This window comes from Streptomyces sp. SAI-135 (assembly GCF_029893805.1).
Taxonomy (GTDB): domain Bacteria; phylum Actinomycetota; class Actinomycetes; order Streptomycetales; family Streptomycetaceae; genus Streptomyces.
In genome coordinates, this window is sequence record NZ_JARXYP010000002.1 from 8,955,470 (window position 1) to 8,971,514 (window position 16,045).

At 70.5% G+C, this 16,045-nt stretch carries 18 protein-coding genes; 9 read left to right on the plus strand and 9 right to left on the minus strand.

The annotated features are described in order from the left end of the window. The first annotated feature begins 20 nt into the window (after nucleotides 1-20). Entirely contained in the window at nucleotides 21-1,031 is a 1,011-nt protein-coding gene (locus M2163_RS45025; RefSeq protein WP_280847054.1) for an aldo/keto reductase, read from the plus strand. A 6-nt stretch (nucleotides 1,032-1,037) separates the two neighbouring features. On the opposite strand, the gene M2163_RS45030 is transcribed toward M2163_RS45025, so the two are convergent. The 6 genes from M2163_RS45030 to M2163_RS46690 all read right to left on the minus strand — a co-directional run bounded on the left by M2163_RS45030 (nucleotide 1,038) and on the right by M2163_RS46690 (nucleotide 6,277). Further along, nucleotides 1,038-1,706 carry a response regulator transcription factor gene (locus M2163_RS45030; protein WP_280847053.1) on the minus strand — a complete coding sequence of 223 codons (669 nt, stop codon included), beginning with the start codon at nucleotides 1,704-1,706 and terminating at the stop codon, nucleotides 1,038-1,040. Continuing rightward, nucleotides 1,703-3,025 (minus strand): histidine kinase, encoded by a 1,323-nt coding sequence (locus M2163_RS45035; RefSeq protein ID WP_280847052.1) that lies wholly within the window; start codon nucleotides 3,023-3,025, stop codon nucleotides 1,703-1,705. The genes M2163_RS45030 and M2163_RS45035 overlap by 4 nt, the downstream gene beginning before the upstream one ends. 32 nt (nucleotides 3,026-3,057) lie before the next feature. Beyond that, complete coding sequence (locus tag M2163_RS45040; RefSeq protein WP_280897022.1) at nucleotides 3,058-3,879, minus strand: ABC transporter permease; 822 nt, start codon at nucleotides 3,877-3,879, stop codon at nucleotides 3,058-3,060. Further along, entirely contained in the window at nucleotides 3,879-4,808 is a 930-nt protein-coding gene (locus M2163_RS45045) for an ATP-binding cassette domain-containing protein (protein ID WP_280847050.1), read from the minus strand. Before M2163_RS45045 ends, M2163_RS45040 begins: the two co-directional genes overlap by 1 nt. Nucleotides 4,809-5,449: 641 nt before the next feature. Next, nucleotides 5,450-5,989: a hypothetical protein gene (locus tag M2163_RS45050; RefSeq protein ID WP_348541366.1), complete on the minus strand. Its 540-nt coding sequence runs from the start codon at nucleotides 5,987-5,989 to the stop codon at nucleotides 5,450-5,452. Between the two features lie 66 nt (nucleotides 5,990-6,055). Further along, nucleotides 6,056-6,277: a helix-turn-helix transcriptional regulator gene (locus tag M2163_RS46690; protein ID WP_348541365.1), complete on the minus strand. Its 222-nt coding sequence runs from the start codon at nucleotides 6,275-6,277 to the stop codon at nucleotides 6,056-6,058. A gap of 123 nt (nucleotides 6,278-6,400) precedes the next feature. Between M2163_RS46690 and M2163_RS45055 the strand changes: the two genes are divergently transcribed. The 4 genes from M2163_RS45055 to M2163_RS45070 all read left to right on the plus strand — a co-directional run bounded on the left by M2163_RS45055 (nucleotide 6,401) and on the right by M2163_RS45070 (nucleotide 8,886). After that, nucleotides 6,401-7,126: an SDR family oxidoreductase gene (locus M2163_RS45055; protein ID WP_280897023.1), complete on the plus strand. Its 726-nt coding sequence runs from the start codon at nucleotides 6,401-6,403 to the stop codon at nucleotides 7,124-7,126. Between the two features lie 576 nt (nucleotides 7,127-7,702). Then, entirely contained in the window at nucleotides 7,703-8,389 is a 687-nt protein-coding gene (locus tag M2163_RS45060; RefSeq protein WP_280847047.1) for a GAF and ANTAR domain-containing protein, read from the plus strand. 157 nt (nucleotides 8,390-8,546) lie between these two features. Next, complete coding sequence (locus M2163_RS45065) at nucleotides 8,547-8,681, plus strand: hypothetical protein (protein ID WP_280897024.1); 135 nt, start codon at nucleotides 8,547-8,549, stop codon at nucleotides 8,679-8,681. Between the two features lie 25 nt (nucleotides 8,682-8,706). Next, complete coding sequence (locus tag M2163_RS45070) at nucleotides 8,707-8,886, plus strand: hypothetical protein (RefSeq protein WP_280854321.1); 180 nt, start codon at nucleotides 8,707-8,709, stop codon at nucleotides 8,884-8,886. Between the two features lie 63 nt (nucleotides 8,887-8,949). Here M2163_RS45070 and M2163_RS45075 read toward each other — a convergent pair whose 3' ends face one another. Together M2163_RS45075 and M2163_RS45080 are read right to left on the minus strand one after the other, a co-directional pair. Next, nucleotides 8,950-9,513 carry a cysteine hydrolase gene (locus M2163_RS45075; protein WP_280897025.1) on the minus strand — a complete coding sequence of 188 codons (564 nt, stop codon included), beginning with the start codon at nucleotides 9,511-9,513 and terminating at the stop codon, nucleotides 8,950-8,952. Between the two features lie 120 nt (nucleotides 9,514-9,633). Further along, on the minus strand, nucleotides 9,634-11,673 hold the full coding sequence (locus tag M2163_RS45080; protein WP_280897026.1) for an ATP-binding protein: 2,040 nt from the start codon (nucleotides 11,671-11,673) through the stop codon (nucleotides 9,634-9,636). A gap of 328 nt (nucleotides 11,674-12,001) precedes the next feature. On the opposite strand from M2163_RS45080, the gene M2163_RS45085 reads away from it, so the two are divergent. Beyond that, nucleotides 12,002-12,991 carry an AraC family transcriptional regulator gene (locus tag M2163_RS45085; RefSeq protein ID WP_280897027.1) on the plus strand — a complete coding sequence of 330 codons (990 nt, stop codon included), beginning with the start codon at nucleotides 12,002-12,004 and terminating at the stop codon, nucleotides 12,989-12,991. Between the two features lie 113 nt (nucleotides 12,992-13,104). Here M2163_RS45085 and M2163_RS45090 read toward each other — a convergent pair whose 3' ends face one another. Next, entirely contained in the window at nucleotides 13,105-13,608 is a 504-nt protein-coding gene (locus tag M2163_RS45090; RefSeq protein WP_280847043.1) for a MarR family transcriptional regulator, read from the minus strand. 283 nt (nucleotides 13,609-13,891) lie between these two features. Here M2163_RS45090 and M2163_RS45095 point away from each other — a divergent pair, with 283 nt between their 5' ends. From M2163_RS45095 to M2163_RS45105, 3 genes are all read left to right on the plus strand, one after another. Next, nucleotides 13,892-14,359, plus strand: coding sequence for a cupin domain-containing protein (locus M2163_RS45095; RefSeq protein WP_280897028.1), 468 nt, complete (start codon nucleotides 13,892-13,894; stop codon nucleotides 14,357-14,359). Between the two features lie 49 nt (nucleotides 14,360-14,408). Further along, complete coding sequence (locus M2163_RS45100; protein ID WP_280897029.1) at nucleotides 14,409-14,984, plus strand: NAD(P)H-dependent oxidoreductase; 576 nt, start codon at nucleotides 14,409-14,411, stop codon at nucleotides 14,982-14,984. Nucleotides 14,985-15,078: 94 nt separating this feature from the next. Further along, nucleotides 15,079-16,023: an NADP-dependent oxidoreductase gene (locus M2163_RS45105; RefSeq protein ID WP_280897030.1), complete on the plus strand. Its 945-nt coding sequence runs from the start codon at nucleotides 15,079-15,081 to the stop codon at nucleotides 16,021-16,023. Nucleotides 16,024-16,045: the final 22 nt, after the last annotated feature.

A 16,045-nucleotide genomic window follows, 5' to 3' on the forward strand; every position in this document is an offset into this window, starting at 1 on the left:
CAACTCCTACGTTCTGGGGCATGCGATACACCAAACTCGGAACGACCGGACTGGAAGTCTCCGCCATCACCCTCGGCTGCATGAGCTTCGGCGAGCCGGACCGGGGCGGCGAGCCCTGGTCGCTGGGAGCGGACGCCAGCCGGGACATCATCAAGCAGGCTATTGAGAGCGGCGTCAACTTCCTCGACACTGCCAACGGGTACAGCGCCGGAAGCAGTGAGGAGATCGTCGGCCAGGCGGTCAAGGACTTCACCCGGCGCGAGGAGGTCGTTCTCGCCACCAAGGTCTGGATGCGGATGCGTCCCGGCCCGAACGGCGCCGGGCTGTCCCGTAAGGCGATCTTCGCCGAGCTCGACGCCTCCCTGAAGCGTCTGGGGACCGACTACATCGACCTGTACCAGGTCCACCGCTGGGACTACGACACCCCGATCGAGGAAACCCTCGAAGCGCTGCACGACGCGGTCAAGTCCGGGAAGGTCCGCTACATCGGCGCCTCTTCCATGTACGCCTGGCAGTTCGCCAAGGCCCTGTACCTGGCCGACCTGAACGGCTGGACCCGGTTCGTGTCGATGCAGGACCACTACAACCTCATCCACCGGGAAGCAGAGCGGGAGATGATCCCGCTCTGCGCCGACCAGGGCATCGGCGTGATCCCGTGGAGCCCGCTGGCGCGGGGCAGGCTGACGCGGGCCCGGGACACCGCCACGGCGCGTGCCGAGACCGACGCGGGCGGCAAGATCCTCTACCGCGACGACGACCAGGCGGTGGCCGAGCGCGTTCACGAGATCGCGGGCAGGCGGGGTCTGTCCCCGGCCCAGGTCGCGCTGGCCTGGGTCATGCGCAACCCGGCGGTGACCTCGCCCGTCGTCGGGGTCACCAAGCCCGCCCAGCTGGCCGACGCGGTCGCCGCGGTGGACGTCGAACTCGACGCAGACGAGGCCGCCTACCTGGAGGAGCCCTACCAGCCGCACGAGACCGCCTACCTGGAGGAGTCCTTCTACAAGCAGCGTCCTGTGGCGGGCTCCCGGTAGTCAGGGCTACGACTTGGCTTTGACCAGACCGGTGTCGTAGGCAGTGATCACCGCCTGGATACGGTCACGGGCGCCGATCTTGGCGAGGACGCGGCCGACATGTTTCTTGACGGTGGACTCGGTCAGGACGAGGCGGTCGGCGATCTCGGCGTTGGTCCAGCCTTGGCCGATGGCGACGAGGACTTCGCGTTCGCGGTCGGTGAGGCTGTGCAGGCGGGAGTCCTCGGCGGGTGGGGTGTCCGCGGGTGCCAGGACCCGGTGGGTGTAGGCGTCCAGGAGGCGGCGGGTGAGGCGAGGGGAGACGACGGCGTCGCCGCCGGCGACGGCATGGATCGCGGCGACGAGTTCCTCGGGGCGGGCGTCCTTGAGGAGGAAACCGCCGGCGCCGGCACGCAGGCCCTCGTAGGCGTACTCGTCGAGGTCGAACGTGGTGACGATGAGGACGCGCGAGCGGCCGCCGGAGGCGATGATGCGGCGAGTGGCCTCGATGCCGTCCATGCCGGGCATGCGGATGTCCATGAGGACGACGTCGGGGCGCAGCTCGGCGGTCATGCGGACGGCCTCGGCGCCGTGGGCCGCCTCGCCGACCGGGGTCAGTCCGGGGGTGCCTTCCAGAAGCATGCGTACGCCCATGCGCTGGAGGGGCTGGTCGTCGGCGATGAGGACGGTGGTCATGGCTGATGATCTCCCGGGGGTACGTCGAGCACGACGTCGACGACCCAGCCGTGGCCGGTGGCACGCGGGCCGAGGGTGACGATGCCGCCGTACATGGCGGCCCGCTGGCGGATGCCGACAAGGCCGTGCCCGGCGTCGCCGGACCGCGTTCCGCGGTTGCCCAGGCCGGTGTCGGAGACCGTGATGCGCACGGTGTCGGTGTCCTTGGCGACAGTGACGTCGGCCTTGGCGTCCGGGCCGGCGTGTTTGAGGGTGTTGGTGAGGGCTTCCTGAACGATCCGGTACACGGTGAGTTGCACACCGGTGGCAAGGGCGTCGAGGTCGCCCGTGGTCCGGTAGGCCACGGGCAGTCCCGCGGCGCGCACGCGCGTCAGCAGCGGGTCCAGGTCACGGATGCCTGGCTGGGGACTGAGCAGGCCTTCCTCGTCATGGCCCTCTTCCTGGTCCTCGCGCAGCACGCCGAGGACTCGTCGCAGTTCGCTCATCGCCTGGCGGCCGGTGTCGGCGAGGACGCGCAGGGCATCGGCAGTTGTCTCGCCGCGGTTGGTGGCGAGGGTCGCGGCGCCGTCGGCGACGCTGACCATGACGGAGAGGTTGTGGCCGACGATGTCGTGCATCTCGCGGGCGATGCGTGTGCGTTCGGCGGCGCTGGTGAGCCTGACGTGCTGGTCGTGCTCGATCTCCAGGCGTTTGGCCCGGTCCTCCAACGCCGTCAGGTAGAGGCGGCGGATCCGCAGCGTCAGACCGATGGCGACGGCCGCCGTCGCCGTACCCAGCACGAAGAAGAGGCTGAGAAGCGGGTGCTCGACGGGGGCCAGGAGCCCGACCAGCAGGCCGAGTTCGGCCGCGGTCAGTGCGGCGGCCCAGCCGAGCGCGCGCAGTGATCCGTGCAGGGCCAGGCTGTACAGGGCGACGAGTCCGGCCATTCCGGTCTGCTGCCACACTCCCAGCGACCACTGAGCCAGGGACACTCCAAAGACGATCCCGTAGGTGACGGCCGGATTCCTGCGACGCCACCACAGCGGAACGACGAGTGCGACGGCGAAGGCGACCAGTACCGGGGTCGGAAACTGATGGTGCTCCGACGTGTCCCCGAAGGAGCCGTGACGTCTGTCGGAGAGCAAGTCGGGGAGGTTGAGCAGGGCGACGACGAGGACGACCGCGGTGTCCAGCAGCCATGGGTGCCGCTGGTCCAGCCGGTGCCAGGCGCTCTGGCTGCGCAGCATGCGGCCCAGGAGCGGGTGCGCCCAGGCGTCGGCGAGCCCGGGGGAGAGCGCGGTGGCCGTCCCCCGGGCGGCGGTCGCGGGGTCCTGTCTCATGATCCCCACTGTCCCACTGCCTCGCATGCTGCTCAGGCGTCGCTCTTGAGGAGCCGCCAGGCCGCTCCGGCGAGGCTGAGGGCGACCCACCCGGCGAAGACGCTCAGTCCCGCCCCGGGGGAGAGGGCGTCGGAGGACTGATGCAGGGCGTACATCGCCGATCCGGCGTTGCTGGGGAAGTAGGGGTTGATGTTGTCGTACAGGGAGTCGGGCAGCAGGGAGGCCAGGCCCGGGAGGATGAGCAGGACGCCGACCAGGACCGCGATCGCCCCGGCGCTGGAGCGCAGCAGCACCCCCAGCCCGACCCCTGTGACGGCCACCAGAGCGAGATAGAGGCCGGCCCCGGCCAGACTGCGCAGTACACCGGCATCGCCCAGGGACAGGGCGATCTTCTCGCCGTCCAGGCCCAGAGTGCCCAGTTGGAACGCGGCCAGGGCGCCGAGCGTGGTCAGAACCAGGACGACAGAGCCGATCACTGCGGCCTTGGACCACAGGACAGGCAGACGACGGGGGACGGCGGTCAGGGTGGAGCGGATCATGCCGGTGGTGTACTCGCCGGCCGACAACAGGACACCGAGCACGCCGACGGCCAGCGACGCGAAGGTCACCCCGAGCAGGGCGAGGCTGACCGCGTCCTGCTCGCCGGAACCGGGCCCGGGCGGCCCGTCCTGGGCGGCCACGTCAGGGCCGTAGGTGGCGGAGGCGATCGCGCCGAGGGCGACCAGCAGGACCACGGCGACAGCGAGGGTGATCCAACTGGAGCGCAGCGACCAGAACTTGGCCCACTCCGCGCGCAGTACCCGCGGACCGGTGACCTTGTAGGCCGGGGCAGGGGAGAGTTCGGTGACGGTCATCAGGCTGCCTTTCGCCCGGTGTCGGCCGGATGGCTCTGGTACTCGACGACGTCCCTGGTCAGGTCCATGAACGCCGCCTCCAACGAGACGGCCTGCGGGGTGAGTTCGTACAACGCCACTCCGTGCTCGGCCGCGGTCAGGCCGATCTGGCGGGCGTCGCGTCCGGAGACGAGGAGTTCCTCGGCGGACGAGGAGGAGATCGTGACGCCAGGTCCCGCCAGCAGCGAGCGCAGCCGGGTGGCCTCGCCGGTGACGACCTTCACTCCGCCGCCGCTCGCCTGTCGGGTGAAGTCGTCCACGGTGGTGTCCGCGAGCAGCCGCCCGCGGCCGATGATGACCAAATGGTCGGCGATCAGTGCGGTCTCGCTCATCAGATGCGAGGAGAGCATCACCGCCCGGCCCTCGTCGGCCAGGCTCCGCAGCAGGTTGCGCACCCACAGCACGCCCTCGGGGTCGAGGCCGTTGACCGGCTCGTCGAGCATGACGATCGCCGGGTCACCGAGCAGCGCCGCCGCGATGCCGAGCCGCTGGCCCATGCCGAGGGAAAAGGCGCCGACGCGCTTGCCGGCCACGCTGGTCAGTCCGGCGAGCTCGATGACCTCGTCCACCCGGCGCCGCGGGATGCCGTGCGTGTACGCGAGCGCCATCAGATGGTTGAACGCGCTGCGGCCGGGATGGACGGACTTGGCCTCCAGCAGGGTGCCGATCTCGTGCAGCGGTGCCCTGTGCTTGGCGTACGACATGCCGTTGACGGTCACCGAGCCCTTGGTGGGGGCGTCCAGACCCACGACCATGCGCATGGTGGTGGACTTGCCGGCACCGTTGGGGCCGAGGAAGCCGGTGACCTCACCGGGCTTGACGGTGAAGCTCAACTCGTCGACGACGGTCTTGTCGCCGTACCGCTTGGTCAGCTCGCGCGCTTCGATCACGGGTGCGGGCCTTTCTCCCTCGGACTCAGCCGGGCGAACCCGCCACGGCCTGTGCAACCGAGGCTATGAGCGCCACGGGCCCGGACCCTGGGACCACGGGGGACACTCCACCGTCTGGGTGGTACCGCGGTACCAGCCACACGGCGAAGACTGGTACGTCTCAGGTATGACGGGGGTGCTCTCCGCTCGGTCGGCTCAAGGGGAGGGCTTGTCGTCGGATGGGGACAGGCACGGCGACATGTCATCGTTCGACCATCGAGCGTCACCCCGATCGTGGGGAGGGACGCTGTTTCGGTAGATGTTCCGTTTTGGGTGCGGCCGGGCCGCAAGGGAAGTATCCCTGGCATGCCACTGCCGAGGGCCCGGGCGCTGAACTCTTCGTCGGCCACCAGGGCCGAGGTGAACTCGGTGGCGAAGCAGGTGGGCCCGATGCCGTTGACCTGGATGCCCAGCGGGCCCTCAGACCGCCCTTGGTGGCCGAGTAGGCGGCGACGTCCGTGGACGACGCCGACGCCGTACTCGAGGAACTGCGCGCCCATGGACTGGACATCGTCACCCCCCGTCGCCAGATCGGCGACATCAGCGCCCGCCTTGCCTCCTTCAGCTCGGCCCGGGTCCCGGTGTCTGTCCTCCTGGCAACCTCAGGCCGGCGCCGCCATGGCGGCGAGGTAGGCGACGGCCTCCTCGCTGCGGGTGGCAGGCTGCGGTGTTCCCACCAGCAGCTGCTGTCCCGGGGCGTCGTGGGCGTCGAAGGTCTGGTAGGTCAGCTCGATCCGGCCGACCTCCGGATGGACGAACACCTTGAAGGCCCGGGTCAGGGCCCCGACGGTCTGCGACGTCCACCGCCGGCGGAACTCCTCCGACTGTTCGGCAAGCTCGGCCACCAGCCCGCTGATGTTCTCGTCCTCGGGGAAACGCCCCGCGCTCAGGCGCAGTGCGTCGACGGTGGCGGCGGCCACCGCAGGCCACTCGGTGAACACGGTTTTCGCCCGCGGGTGGGTGAAGAGGATGCGGGGCATGTTCCGCTCCTCACCGAACGGGGACAGCAGCGCGTCGGCGACCCGGTTGGTGGCCAGCACATCGAAGGCGGGCCCCAGGACGTACGCGGCCGCGAGCGGGAAGGCGTCGAGCAGCCGCAGCAGAGACGGGTGGACCAGGTCTTGGCCATGCCCGACGGGCATGGTCGGGTTCAGACCGGCCAGCCGGTAGAGGTGGCCACGCGCGTCCGCGGTGAGCCGTAGCGCCCGTCAGACGGCATCGACCACCTGGGCCGACGGGTGCCGCTCACGTCCCTGTTCCAGCCGGGCGTAGTAGTCGGCGCTGACACCGGCCAGCACCGCGACCTCCTCTCGGCGCAGCCCGCTCACCCGCCGACCGGGCCCGCCGGCGGGGAAACCCACATCGGTGGGGTCGAGCCGTGACCGGCTCGCGCGGAGGAACTCACCGAGTCCGTTGTCACTGCTTGTCACGCGACCGACCGTACCAGCGGCCGGCCGCGGCTTCCTGGGTGTCCCACACCCTGGCTCAGACGACCTTCCCGTCCCTGACCTGGCGGTCTGTACTGAGTGGACCGACAACGAAGGAGAGCGGGAATGAACGTCACCGAGCCGAAGGTCGTCCTCGTCACGGGTGCCAGCAGCGGCATCGGGGAGGCCACCGCACGGCACCTCGCCGCCATGGGCCACCGGGTCGTGGCCGGCGCGCGCCGCACCGACCGCCTCGCCGCACTGGCCGCGGAGTACGACGGCGCCGTCGATGGTGTCGAGCTGGACGTGGCCAGCCTGGAGAGCGTGCAGGCCTTCGTCGCGCACGCCACGGCACGGTACGGCAGAGTCGACGTGCTGGTGAACAACGCAGGCGTGATGCCCCTGTCCCCGATGGCCGACCTGCGCGTGCACGAGTGGGACCAGATGATCGACGTCAACCTGCGGGGCACGCTCTACGGCATCGCCGCGGTTCTCCCCGGGATGCGTGCCCGGGGCAGCGGGCACATCGTCAACATCAGCTCGGTGTCCGGCCACCGCGTCGATCCGACCGCCGCTGTCTACAGCGCCACGAAGTTCGCGGTGCGTGCACTGTCCGAGGGCCTGCGCCAGGAGAACGACGACATCCGCGTCACCGTCGTCAGCCCGGGCTTCACACACAGCGAACTGACCCATCATGGAGGCGCACCCGACGCCCGGTCAGCGGCGCGCGCCGCCGCCGAGCAGCTCGCCATTCCCGCCACGGCGATCGCCGAAGCCATCGCCTTCGCCATGGCGCAGCCCCGCGACGTGGACGTCAACGAACTCGTTGTACGCCCGACCGCGCAGCGGTAGCCGTCGCGCACTGTCCGCATCGGGAGGCCGGGCCGCGCCACACCGTGCGCAGCGGGAGGCCGGGCCGCTGCCGGCCCGCGAGACCGGCACGGTCGTGAGCCGCCACGTCAGGCGCCGGGGTCTGCTCCGGGCCGCATTTGCCCGGCGCCCAGAACAACTTGGTGAGCACCGCGCGGCGGTTCCGGCCCGCCTCCTCCCCGGCCTTGCCCTGCAGAAGGGAGGCCGCGCCGGTTTGAGCGACGCACCGCCTGCCGGCCCTCCCGCAGGCCAGCAGGCGGTGTGCGGGCGGCGCGGCCGTCGCAATGCGGCCGCGACACCCGGGCGCTGGCCCGGCCGCGCTGAGCGAACGGGGCCCTGAAGCGGTCTGGAGTGCGGGATGCTCTCGACTTTCCGTTGAGCGTCTCGCCGCGTCGTGGGTCTGTCATCCCCCACACAGGTGACGTGCGGGGTGAGCGCGGCAGCGTCATCTGCAGTCGCCAGACGCGGCCCCACCGGCGACGGTGTCACGGTGTGGCTGCGTGACGAGCTGCTGGATAGGAGACTCGTGACGGGGGTCCGACCACAGAGGGAGGCAGGGTGGACTGGGCTAGGTTCGCGCAGGAGATGGCGTCCATGGCGCGGGATCTGCTGGCGCAGGATTCGGTGACTGCCACCCTGGAGCGGATCACCGGCGCGGCGACCGAGCTGGTCGAGGGCTGCGATGCGGCCGGCATCCTGGTGCTGCGCGACAAGAACATCGAGACGCTCGCCCCCACTCACCAGATGGTCATCGACAGCGACCAGCTCCAGGAGCGGCTGGGGGAGGGCCCATGCTTCGATGCCGCCCGGAGCTCTTACGGTGAGCGGGTCTTCCGCATCGCCGACCTCACCGCCGAGCACCAACGCTGGCCCGCCTACGCCCCTCAGGCCCACAAGCTCGGGGTGGGCAGCATGATGGGCATTCTGCTCTTCACCGAGGAGGAGGATTTGGGGGCGCTGAACTTCTACTCCCGCGAGCCAGGCGTGTTCACCGCCACCAGCGAGACGGCCGCACTGCTGCTGGCCTCCCATTCAGCCGTCGCCTTCTCCAGCGCCCGCACCCACGCACAGATGGAACAGGCCGTCGCCACCCGCCACACCATCGGTGAAGCCATGGGCATCCTCATGGGCAGCCGCCACCTCACCGAAGAGCAGGCGTTCGACGTCCTGCGCCGTTACTCACAGGAGAAGAACATCAAGCTCCGCGAGATCGCCCGCCTCATCTGCGAACAGGGCACCCTCTGACCCTGCGCGGCGGCAGGGACTTTACGCAGGCCACCGCTGCTCCTACGGGCGCGTCGAGGGCTGCCGCCGCTGCTGTACGGCTGCGCCCTTCGCCGGCAGCCGGAGCAGGGCCCACCTTGCGTCGCCTGGGCAGACGAGCGGTGACGGGTCCGGTTCGGTGATCGGCGGGACCACCGCCCGCATCCGTGACCTGGATGCCCTGCGCTGGCTGCATGCTGGTGAGTCGGCCATCCTCTTCGGCTCGGTCGGAGTGGGAAAGACCCACATCGCCGCTGTGGAAGACCGTCTGTGAACGCCACCGGCTGTGGTCGGGCGACGTGACGTGGAAGCGTCTGCTCCAGCAGGTCCAGGCCGCTGCCGACGCGGCGGGTGGGACCGACTGGGACATCTGGGTCGACTCCACGACCGTGCGGGCGCGTCAGCACGCGGCCGGAGTCCGCACCGGCGCGCCGTCGGCCCCCACATCACAGTGGGACGAAGTCCCAGAACGCCATTGACTTCCCCGGCCTATCGGAGCGATGTCGGTTTGCCTCACTCGCGACGATCCGGGCGGCCTTCCGCTACTGCGGTGCGATGGCTGCGACCCAGTCATCGACCGCGAGGACATCTGCCCATTGCGGGAACAGCTTCTCGGTGAGCATCCGGTGCACCTCGGGGTCGGTGTCGAGGCAGGCATCCGCCAGGACGGTGAGGCCGAAGTCCAGGTCGATGGCATGCCACAGGGTGGACAGCACCACAGCGCTGGTGGCGATCCCGGTGAGAACAAGGCTGTCGACATCGCGAGCCCTGAGTACCAGGTCGAGGTCGCTGCCCGAGAACGCGCTGCCTCGCCTCTTCGTGACCACGACGTCGCCCTGCTGGGGCGCGACGTCGTCATGGATCTCGGTGCCAGGGGCTCCCTCAGTGAACAGCCCTGCCCGCACGGCGTTTGTCATCACCTTGTTGCGTGGGCTGACTTCTGGATCGCCCGGCCGTAACCCGAGCACCACGTAGATCACGGTGATACCTGCGGCCCGGGCACCGTCGATCGCTCTTCGCAAGCGCGGCAGATATCCGGAACCGTCATCGGCTATGGCCACGACGTCCCGCTGGACGTCCATCACCAGAAGTGCGCTGTTCGCCACGCTCGCCGTCCCCTCTCCATTGGGACAAGTCTGATGGATCAACCGAGTTGGGGTGGAGGTTCCGGAGATCTTCGCCGAGCAGCACGTCCGGTGACGGTCTTCCGCGGTGGTGCAGGGGCCTCACTCTTCCGCTGGCGTGTGCGACACGGGCGGTTGCCGAAGCAGTTGGTCGATGAGGCGTTCCTTGGCGAGGGCGAGGTGGCGCCGGTAGGTGCCGTAGGGCACCCCGAGCCGCCGGGCGGTGGCCCGGTGGGTGCGAGAGGCGGTGAGATAGGTGGCGGTGAGCGCCTCGTGGGCTTTGACGCCCGCGGAGTCGGTCTGGATGGCATCGAGGGCGGTGATGAGGGCGCAGCGCAGGTCCGCGGCCCGGTCGGATGAGTCTTGCGGTACGAGGTGGGAGTGCAGAAGGCCGCTGGTGGCGAATTCCCGGGGAGAGTGCCAGGTGCGCAGCGCCTCGAGCACGCCTTCCGTGAACGCCGCGCGCGTCGGCCGGTCGCCTGGGCCACGCGTGGCGGCAGCGGCGGGCCAGGTCGTCACCGGCGTGACCGCCGCACGGGCCCGGTGTTGCACCCACTGTTCCATTGTCTGCCGTCGCCAGTCCCGGCCGAAGACGTGCTGCTGCCGCCCTCCGACGTCCACGGCCGCGAGGTGCGGCATTCCGGCCTCGGCGAGGTAGCGCCCCCACCGGTCGGCGTCTTCGAAGACGGTGAAGGTCACCGCGCGTCCGTGGGTGCGCATCTCCTCGCCGATGGCGCGTCGGCTGATGAGCTCCATCAGGGGCGAGGGCCGCTGGTGCCCGCCTGGTTGCACCGCGAAGCGGCGGATGCCCAGGTGCTCGCCGGGCCCCAGGGGAGCGGCCGCCTCCACGAGGTCCCAGACTGCTGCGATCACCGGATCCGCGGCGCGGTCCTCCGGCAGTGGCACGTCCAGCCGCAGGACGGCCATGAACGAAGCGGGCGCGGCGGAGCCTGCGTAGCGGTGGACGCGGAAGGCCTCCGGCTGGCGGCGCACCCAGTGCGCGACCGCGGCCGCCGATGCCGGGCCCTCCGCCTCCTCCGCCATGCGCAGCACGCCGGGCACGTCGTCGGGCCGTAGCGGAGTGTCTTCGATGTGAGGGTGCGTCCGGTAGTTGTACAGAACGTCCGGGCCGGCCTGGTGGCGGAAGAGGAACATCCACTCCGCGACCCGCAGCAGCGCGTCGTCCTCGGCGGCGGAGCGCACGGCCTGCAGGCCGGCGAGTGAGATGCGGACGCGTACGTCGTCGTAGCGCTCGGGGTCCCGCCAGCGCAGGTCGGCCGCCAGGGTGGAGCGCACCGCGTCGTGCGGGTGCAGTCCTTCGGGGGTGGCTTCGATGTAGGGCAGTTGGCGCAGCCAGGAGAACACGGTGCCGCTGTCCTCAGTACCGAGTACCGCACGCAGCAAGGGCTCGCGGGTGACGTAGGCCTGGGCCACCACCTCGAGGGCCCGCCGGTGGACGGCGCTGGGCAGGTCGCCCACGAGCCTCTCGACCAGGGTCGTCAGGACGTCACCGGCCGGTTCCCACGGTGCGCCTGGTGTGGCTGCGGTCACGGAGGCCGCCAGTGAGAGGGTGAGGGGGCTGCCTCCGGCGAAAGAGACGTAGGCGCCGCGCTGTTCGGCAGGGACACCCCGGGCGGCGAGCAGGGCGTGTGACTGGGCGGCGTCCAGCGGCCGCACGGCCAGCGCGGTGAACAGCTGCGCCCACCCTGGGTCCAGGGACCATTCGGGGTCGGGGGCGATCCTGCCGGCCAGGATCACGACCGCGTGGTCGGCGAGCCTCGGCAGGAAGGTCTCGCGGAGCCACGCCTCGAGGGGCTGACACTGCTCGAAGGTGTCGATGAGCAGCACCGCGCCGGGCTCGGTGCACGCCGGGGCCGCGGCCTCCTCCAGCCGGCGCGGATCGGCGTCGAGGAACCGCCCGTCCACGTGCACCACGCGACGGCCGGTGAGGTCGGCCTGCCGGGCGGCGTAGCGCAGCAGCGAGGACTTGCCGATGCCGCCGGGGCCGTGGACGTAGGCCACGAGCGGAGCGTCCGCCGCGCCCGACAGCATCCGGTCGAGCAGCGCCCGCTCCGGCTCCCTGCCCACCAGGGCGTCGGCTCGTGCCGCGGCCAGTCGGCCCGCCAGTCCCGCCGCTTCCACTCCGCGCTCTCTTCCGGTGCTGTCCGTGCACTCCAACGCCGGGCTTGCCACGTCGGGTTCGCCACGGTCAGCGACGGGACGGATCGTCATTGGGGATCATCTCGTCATTGGGGGATCAATCGCGGTCGTCTCCTCGGCGGTTGCGCAGGTAGAGGCGGCGTCGGCGTGCAGACCGGGCAGCACCGGGCAGCTCACTCCCGCGCACCGCAGGCGGTAGATCGTTGACGTTCAGGCGCTGCCAAGCGTAGGAACGGCCGCGCGTAGAAAGCATGTACGTTTGCGACACCAGATGGGATTCCGGCGACATCTTCAGCGGCGCGGAGGGCACTTGAGCGGCAGACCGCGTTTCCACGGTCCGGACGACAGGACGGGCACGTTCACCGTCGACGCCGAGTCCACCGGCATCGGCCGGGGAACGTGGGAGCCGTTCGTCGACGCGTGGAACGCGCGCATGGGGGACCTGTACCCGCTACCGGAGTTCAGCACTTCCACGATCGAGGGCTTCCAGGGAACGATGCGCTCGGTGACCCTGAAGGACACTGCCGTCAACGAACTCTGGGGCTCATCACCGCTGAGCACCCGCGCGGTCGGGCGACAAGAGCACGACGAGATCAGGCTGTACGTCGGGCTGCGCGGCGCGGTGGCCCTCAAGGACCCGCATGATCAGGGCGGTGACGCGTACGTCTCGGCCGGCAGCTACTTCGCGCACCACGTCGTGACGGAGAACCACTTCCACACCACGCCCGAGATCGGCACCCGCATCTTCATCTTCCCCGGCGACGCCCTGCGGCACCTGGTCGTCGGAAAGCCGCGCATCGGTCGGGCCGACTCGCCCGCGGCGCAGATCCTGATGGCACACACCAGCATGGTGCAGCGGGTGGTGGGCGGCCTCAGCGCGGCGGGCGCGCATGCGTCCCGCAACGCCCTGCTCGAACTGGCCAAGGGGCTGGTCCTGGACCACTTCGACGACTGTGAGCCCACTTTCACGCCGGCGCTGGCGCAGGCGGCCAAGGATATTGCCGATGCCGGCCTCACCGACGCCGCCCTGTCGCCGGCCGCGGTCGCCGCGCACCTGCACGTCTCGGTCCGCACGCTGCAGCGGGCGTTCGCGAGTCTGGACGAGTCGTTCAGCTCCTACATCCGCCGCCGGCGCCTGGAGGAAGCGGCCGCGGCACTCACCGCGCCTGGCTCACCGCTCAGCGTCTCCGAGGCCGCCGCGCGCTGGCACTTCACCGACAGCAGCCACTTCATCCGTGCCTTCAAGAAGCACTACCGGACGACACCGGCGCACTACGCCCACGCCCGCCGACCGGCCTGACGCCTCGATCCCACTGCCACGTGCCGGGGCACCGGCGACTGCCGTGGCCGGCCCGGCACCTCGCCGCGTCCTGTTCCGCTGCGGTCTGTGGGGCTCCCACTCCTGTCGAGTCCCTATGCTCCGCCTTTACGGCGGCGGGACACGGCCGAGCGCGGTGGCGTGGAGCGCATGTGCTCGCGTACCGGCGCCAGCAGGGCGGCGAGGGCCTTGACGTCGTCGCGTGACAGCGGCTCGAACAGCAGGCCGCTGACCACCTCGACGTGACCCGGCAGCACCTTGGCAAGCAGTTCACGTCCGGCGTCGGTGAGGGTGACGGTGATGCTCCGCTCGTCTTCCGGTGAGGGAGCGCGCACGACCAGGCCCCTCTTTTCGAGCAGATCCACCTGGTAGGTCAGGCCGCTGCGGCTGTAGACGACGCCGTCGGCCAGGTCGGTCATGCGGTGGCTGCCGGTCGGCGAGTCTCCGAGGCGGGCCAGCAGCTGGAACTGCACATAGCTGAGATCACCGGCCTCGCGCAGCTGCTGCTCGACCGCGTGCCGGAGCAGGCTGGTCACCTCGATGAGGTCGAAGTAGGCGCCGAGCTGTACGGGATCGAGGGATGGCGGTGCATCAGGCATGAACGGAGTGTACTGCTTCGAATTCGAAGAGTGTGGCCGGCCGTCCCTCCAGCCGCCACAGGCGGAGCCTGCACAGAACTCTCCGCGGACGCCGGTGTCATCCAGGGCGCTGCGCCGGGCGAACGTATGGATCTCCAGCCGGATGCCGTGACCTCCTGAGCCCACGCCGTGGGCAGTGTTGGGCCTGACTGAGCACCGCAGAACATGGAGAACGGGCAGCGGGGCAGCGCAGGGTTGCGGACAGGAGGACGGCGCCGCCGCCCGCGGACCCCGAGGATCGGCCATGAGCATCCCCCATCTCGCACAACGTGAGGATCACCAGCAGCTCGAGTGGATCGGCGGGAGCGTCTTCAGCGTCCTGCTCGACGCCGAGGCGACCGGCGGGCAGCTGACCGTCGGCCGCTTCGACGTCAGCAAGGGGGAGGCGCCGCCGTTCCACGTGCACAACAACGAGGACGAGGTCTTCCTGCTCCTGTCCGGTTCGGCGCTGGTGTGGGCCGGCGAGGAGGAGCACGAGTTGCGGGAGGGCGGCGTCGTCTTCCTGCCCCGGCGCATCCCGCACGGCTACCGCATCACCTCCGAGAAGGCGGATCTGCTGCTCATCTCGACCCCCGGGGGGCTGGAGAAGATGTTCCGCCACGCGGGCCGTGACCTTCGTGAGCCGCGCCCGGAAGGCTTCGAGATCTCCCCGCAGCTGCTCGCCGAAGCCGCGGAACTGTCCGGCAACACAGTTCTCGGTCCTCCCCGGTGACGGCACCACGGTCCGGTGGCAGGGAGGAAGCCGTGCACACGCTGCCGGGATGAGCACCGCCGTGTGGAGTCCGGTGTCCCTGGCCGTCGTAAGTGCCGGTATCGGCCATCCGCGCCCCACTCGCCGGCTCGCGGACTGGGTTGCGGAGGCTGTGTGCCGGTCGCTCGCGGCCGGCGGTGCGCGCGCCGAGGTGGAGGTGGTGGAGCTGCACCGGCTGGCGGCGGACCTCCACGCGCATGCCGTCCAGGGCCGCGCCAGCCGCGACCTGCGGGAGGCGCTCGCGGCGGTCGTGGCGGCCGACGGGCTGGTGGTGGCGACCCCGGTGCTCGCCGGATCCCCGAGCGAGGTGTTCGAGTCGTTCTTCGCCGTCCTCGGGGACGGAGTCCTCTCCGGCATGCCGGTGCTGCTGGCGCTCAACAGCCACTCCCAGTGGCGGCCGCCCGACCTCGCGCAGCTCATACGCAGGCGCCTGACCGACGTGCACGCCGACCCCATGCCCACGGTCGTCGTCGCCGGCCCCGCCGACTGGCGGCCCACGGCCCGAAGCGACGCGGGACGGCTGCACGCCCGCATCGACCGAGCCGCCACGGAACTCGCCGCGGCGATGCGCTCGCACCGACAGTGACCGACGGCACTTGCTTCGAATTCGAAGCAGATGTACCGTCGCAGCAGTGCTTCGAATTCGAAGCACATTGGAACCAGTGAAGGTGAGAACCGAAATGAAGGCAGTGCGTTTCCACGAGTACGGCGACCCCGGCGTCCTGCGCTACGAGGACGTGGAGCAGCCCGTCCCCGGCGCCGGTCAGGTCCGCATCCGCGTCGCCGCCACGTCGTTCAACTCCGTTGATGGCAACATCCGCGGCGGCTTCATGCGCGGCCCCATACCGGTCGAGCTGCCGCACACTCCAGGCATCGACGTGGCCGGTACGGTCGACGCCCTGGGCGAGGGTGTGACCGGCCTCGCGGCCGGTGACCAGGTCGTCGGATTCCTGCCGATGGACAAGCCCGGCGCCGCAGCGCAGTACGTCCTCGCCCCCGCCGAGATCCTCGCCCCGGCACCCAAGAGCGTCCCGCTGGCCGACGCAGCCGCACTGCCCGTGGTGGCACTGACCGCCTACCAGGCGTTGTTCGACCACGCCAAGCTGACCGCCGGACAGCGCGTGCTGATCAACGGCGCCGGCGGAGCGGTCGGCGGCTATGCCGTGCAACTGGCCAAGAACGCCGGCGCCCACGTGATCGCCACGGCCAGCCCGCGCACCAGCGAGCAGGTCAGGACGGCAGGTGCCGACGAGGTCGTCGACCACACCGCCACGGAGGTGACCGCGGCGGTCACCGAGCCGGTCGACGTCGTCCTCAACCTCGCACCGGTCGACCCGGCACAGCTGGCCGCGCTCCCTGGCCTGATCCGTTCCGGTGGAGTGCTGGTGAACACCACGGTGTGGATGCCCGCCCCCAGCGACGAGGACCGCGGCGTGCGCGGCATCGACCTGTTCGTCCGCAGCGACGCCGACCAGCTGGCGCAGCTGGTGGCGCTGGTCGACCGCGGGGAACTGCACATCGCCGTCGCCGAACGGGTGCCGCTGGCCGAACTGCCCGCACTGCACGCCCGCGCCGCCGCAGGCGCAGTGTCCGGCAAGGCCATCGTCGTCCCGCCCACCGCCTGAGCCCTCCCGACTTGAGAAAGGC

What these genes read in the sequence shown, in the direction of transcription:
- M2163_RS45025 (WP_280847054.1), top strand. Translation starts at nt 21, where the DNA reads ATGCGATACACCAAACTCGGAACGACCGGACTGGAAGTCTCCGCCATC.
- M2163_RS45030 (WP_280847053.1), bottom strand. Translation starts at nt 1,706, where the DNA reads ATGACCACCGTCCTCATCGCCGACGACCAGCCCCTCCAGCGCATGGGC.
- M2163_RS45035 (WP_280847052.1), bottom strand. Translation starts at nt 3,025, where the DNA reads ATGAGACAGGACCCCGCGACCGCCGCCCGGGGGACGGCCACCGCGCTC.
- M2163_RS45040 (WP_280897022.1), bottom strand. Translation starts at nt 3,879, where the DNA reads ATGACCGTCACCGAACTCTCCCCTGCCCCGGCCTACAAGGTCACCGGT.
- M2163_RS45050 (WP_348541366.1), bottom strand. Translation starts at nt 5,989, where the DNA reads ATGCCCGTCGGGCATGGCCAAGACCTGGTCCACCCGTCTCTGCTGCGG.
- M2163_RS45055 (WP_280897023.1), top strand. Translation starts at nt 6,401, where the DNA reads ATGAACGTCACCGAGCCGAAGGTCGTCCTCGTCACGGGTGCCAGCAGC.
- M2163_RS45090 (WP_280847043.1), bottom strand. Translation starts at nt 13,608, where the DNA reads ATGCCTGATGCACCGCCATCCCTCGATCCCGTACAGCTCGGCGCCTAC.
- M2163_RS45095 (WP_280897028.1), top strand. Translation starts at nt 13,892, where the DNA reads ATGAGCATCCCCCATCTCGCACAACGTGAGGATCACCAGCAGCTCGAG.
- M2163_RS45100 (WP_280897029.1), top strand. Translation starts at nt 14,409, where the DNA reads ATGAGCACCGCCGTGTGGAGTCCGGTGTCCCTGGCCGTCGTAAGTGCC.
- M2163_RS45105 (WP_280897030.1), top strand. Translation starts at nt 15,079, where the DNA reads ATGAAGGCAGTGCGTTTCCACGAGTACGGCGACCCCGGCGTCCTGCGC.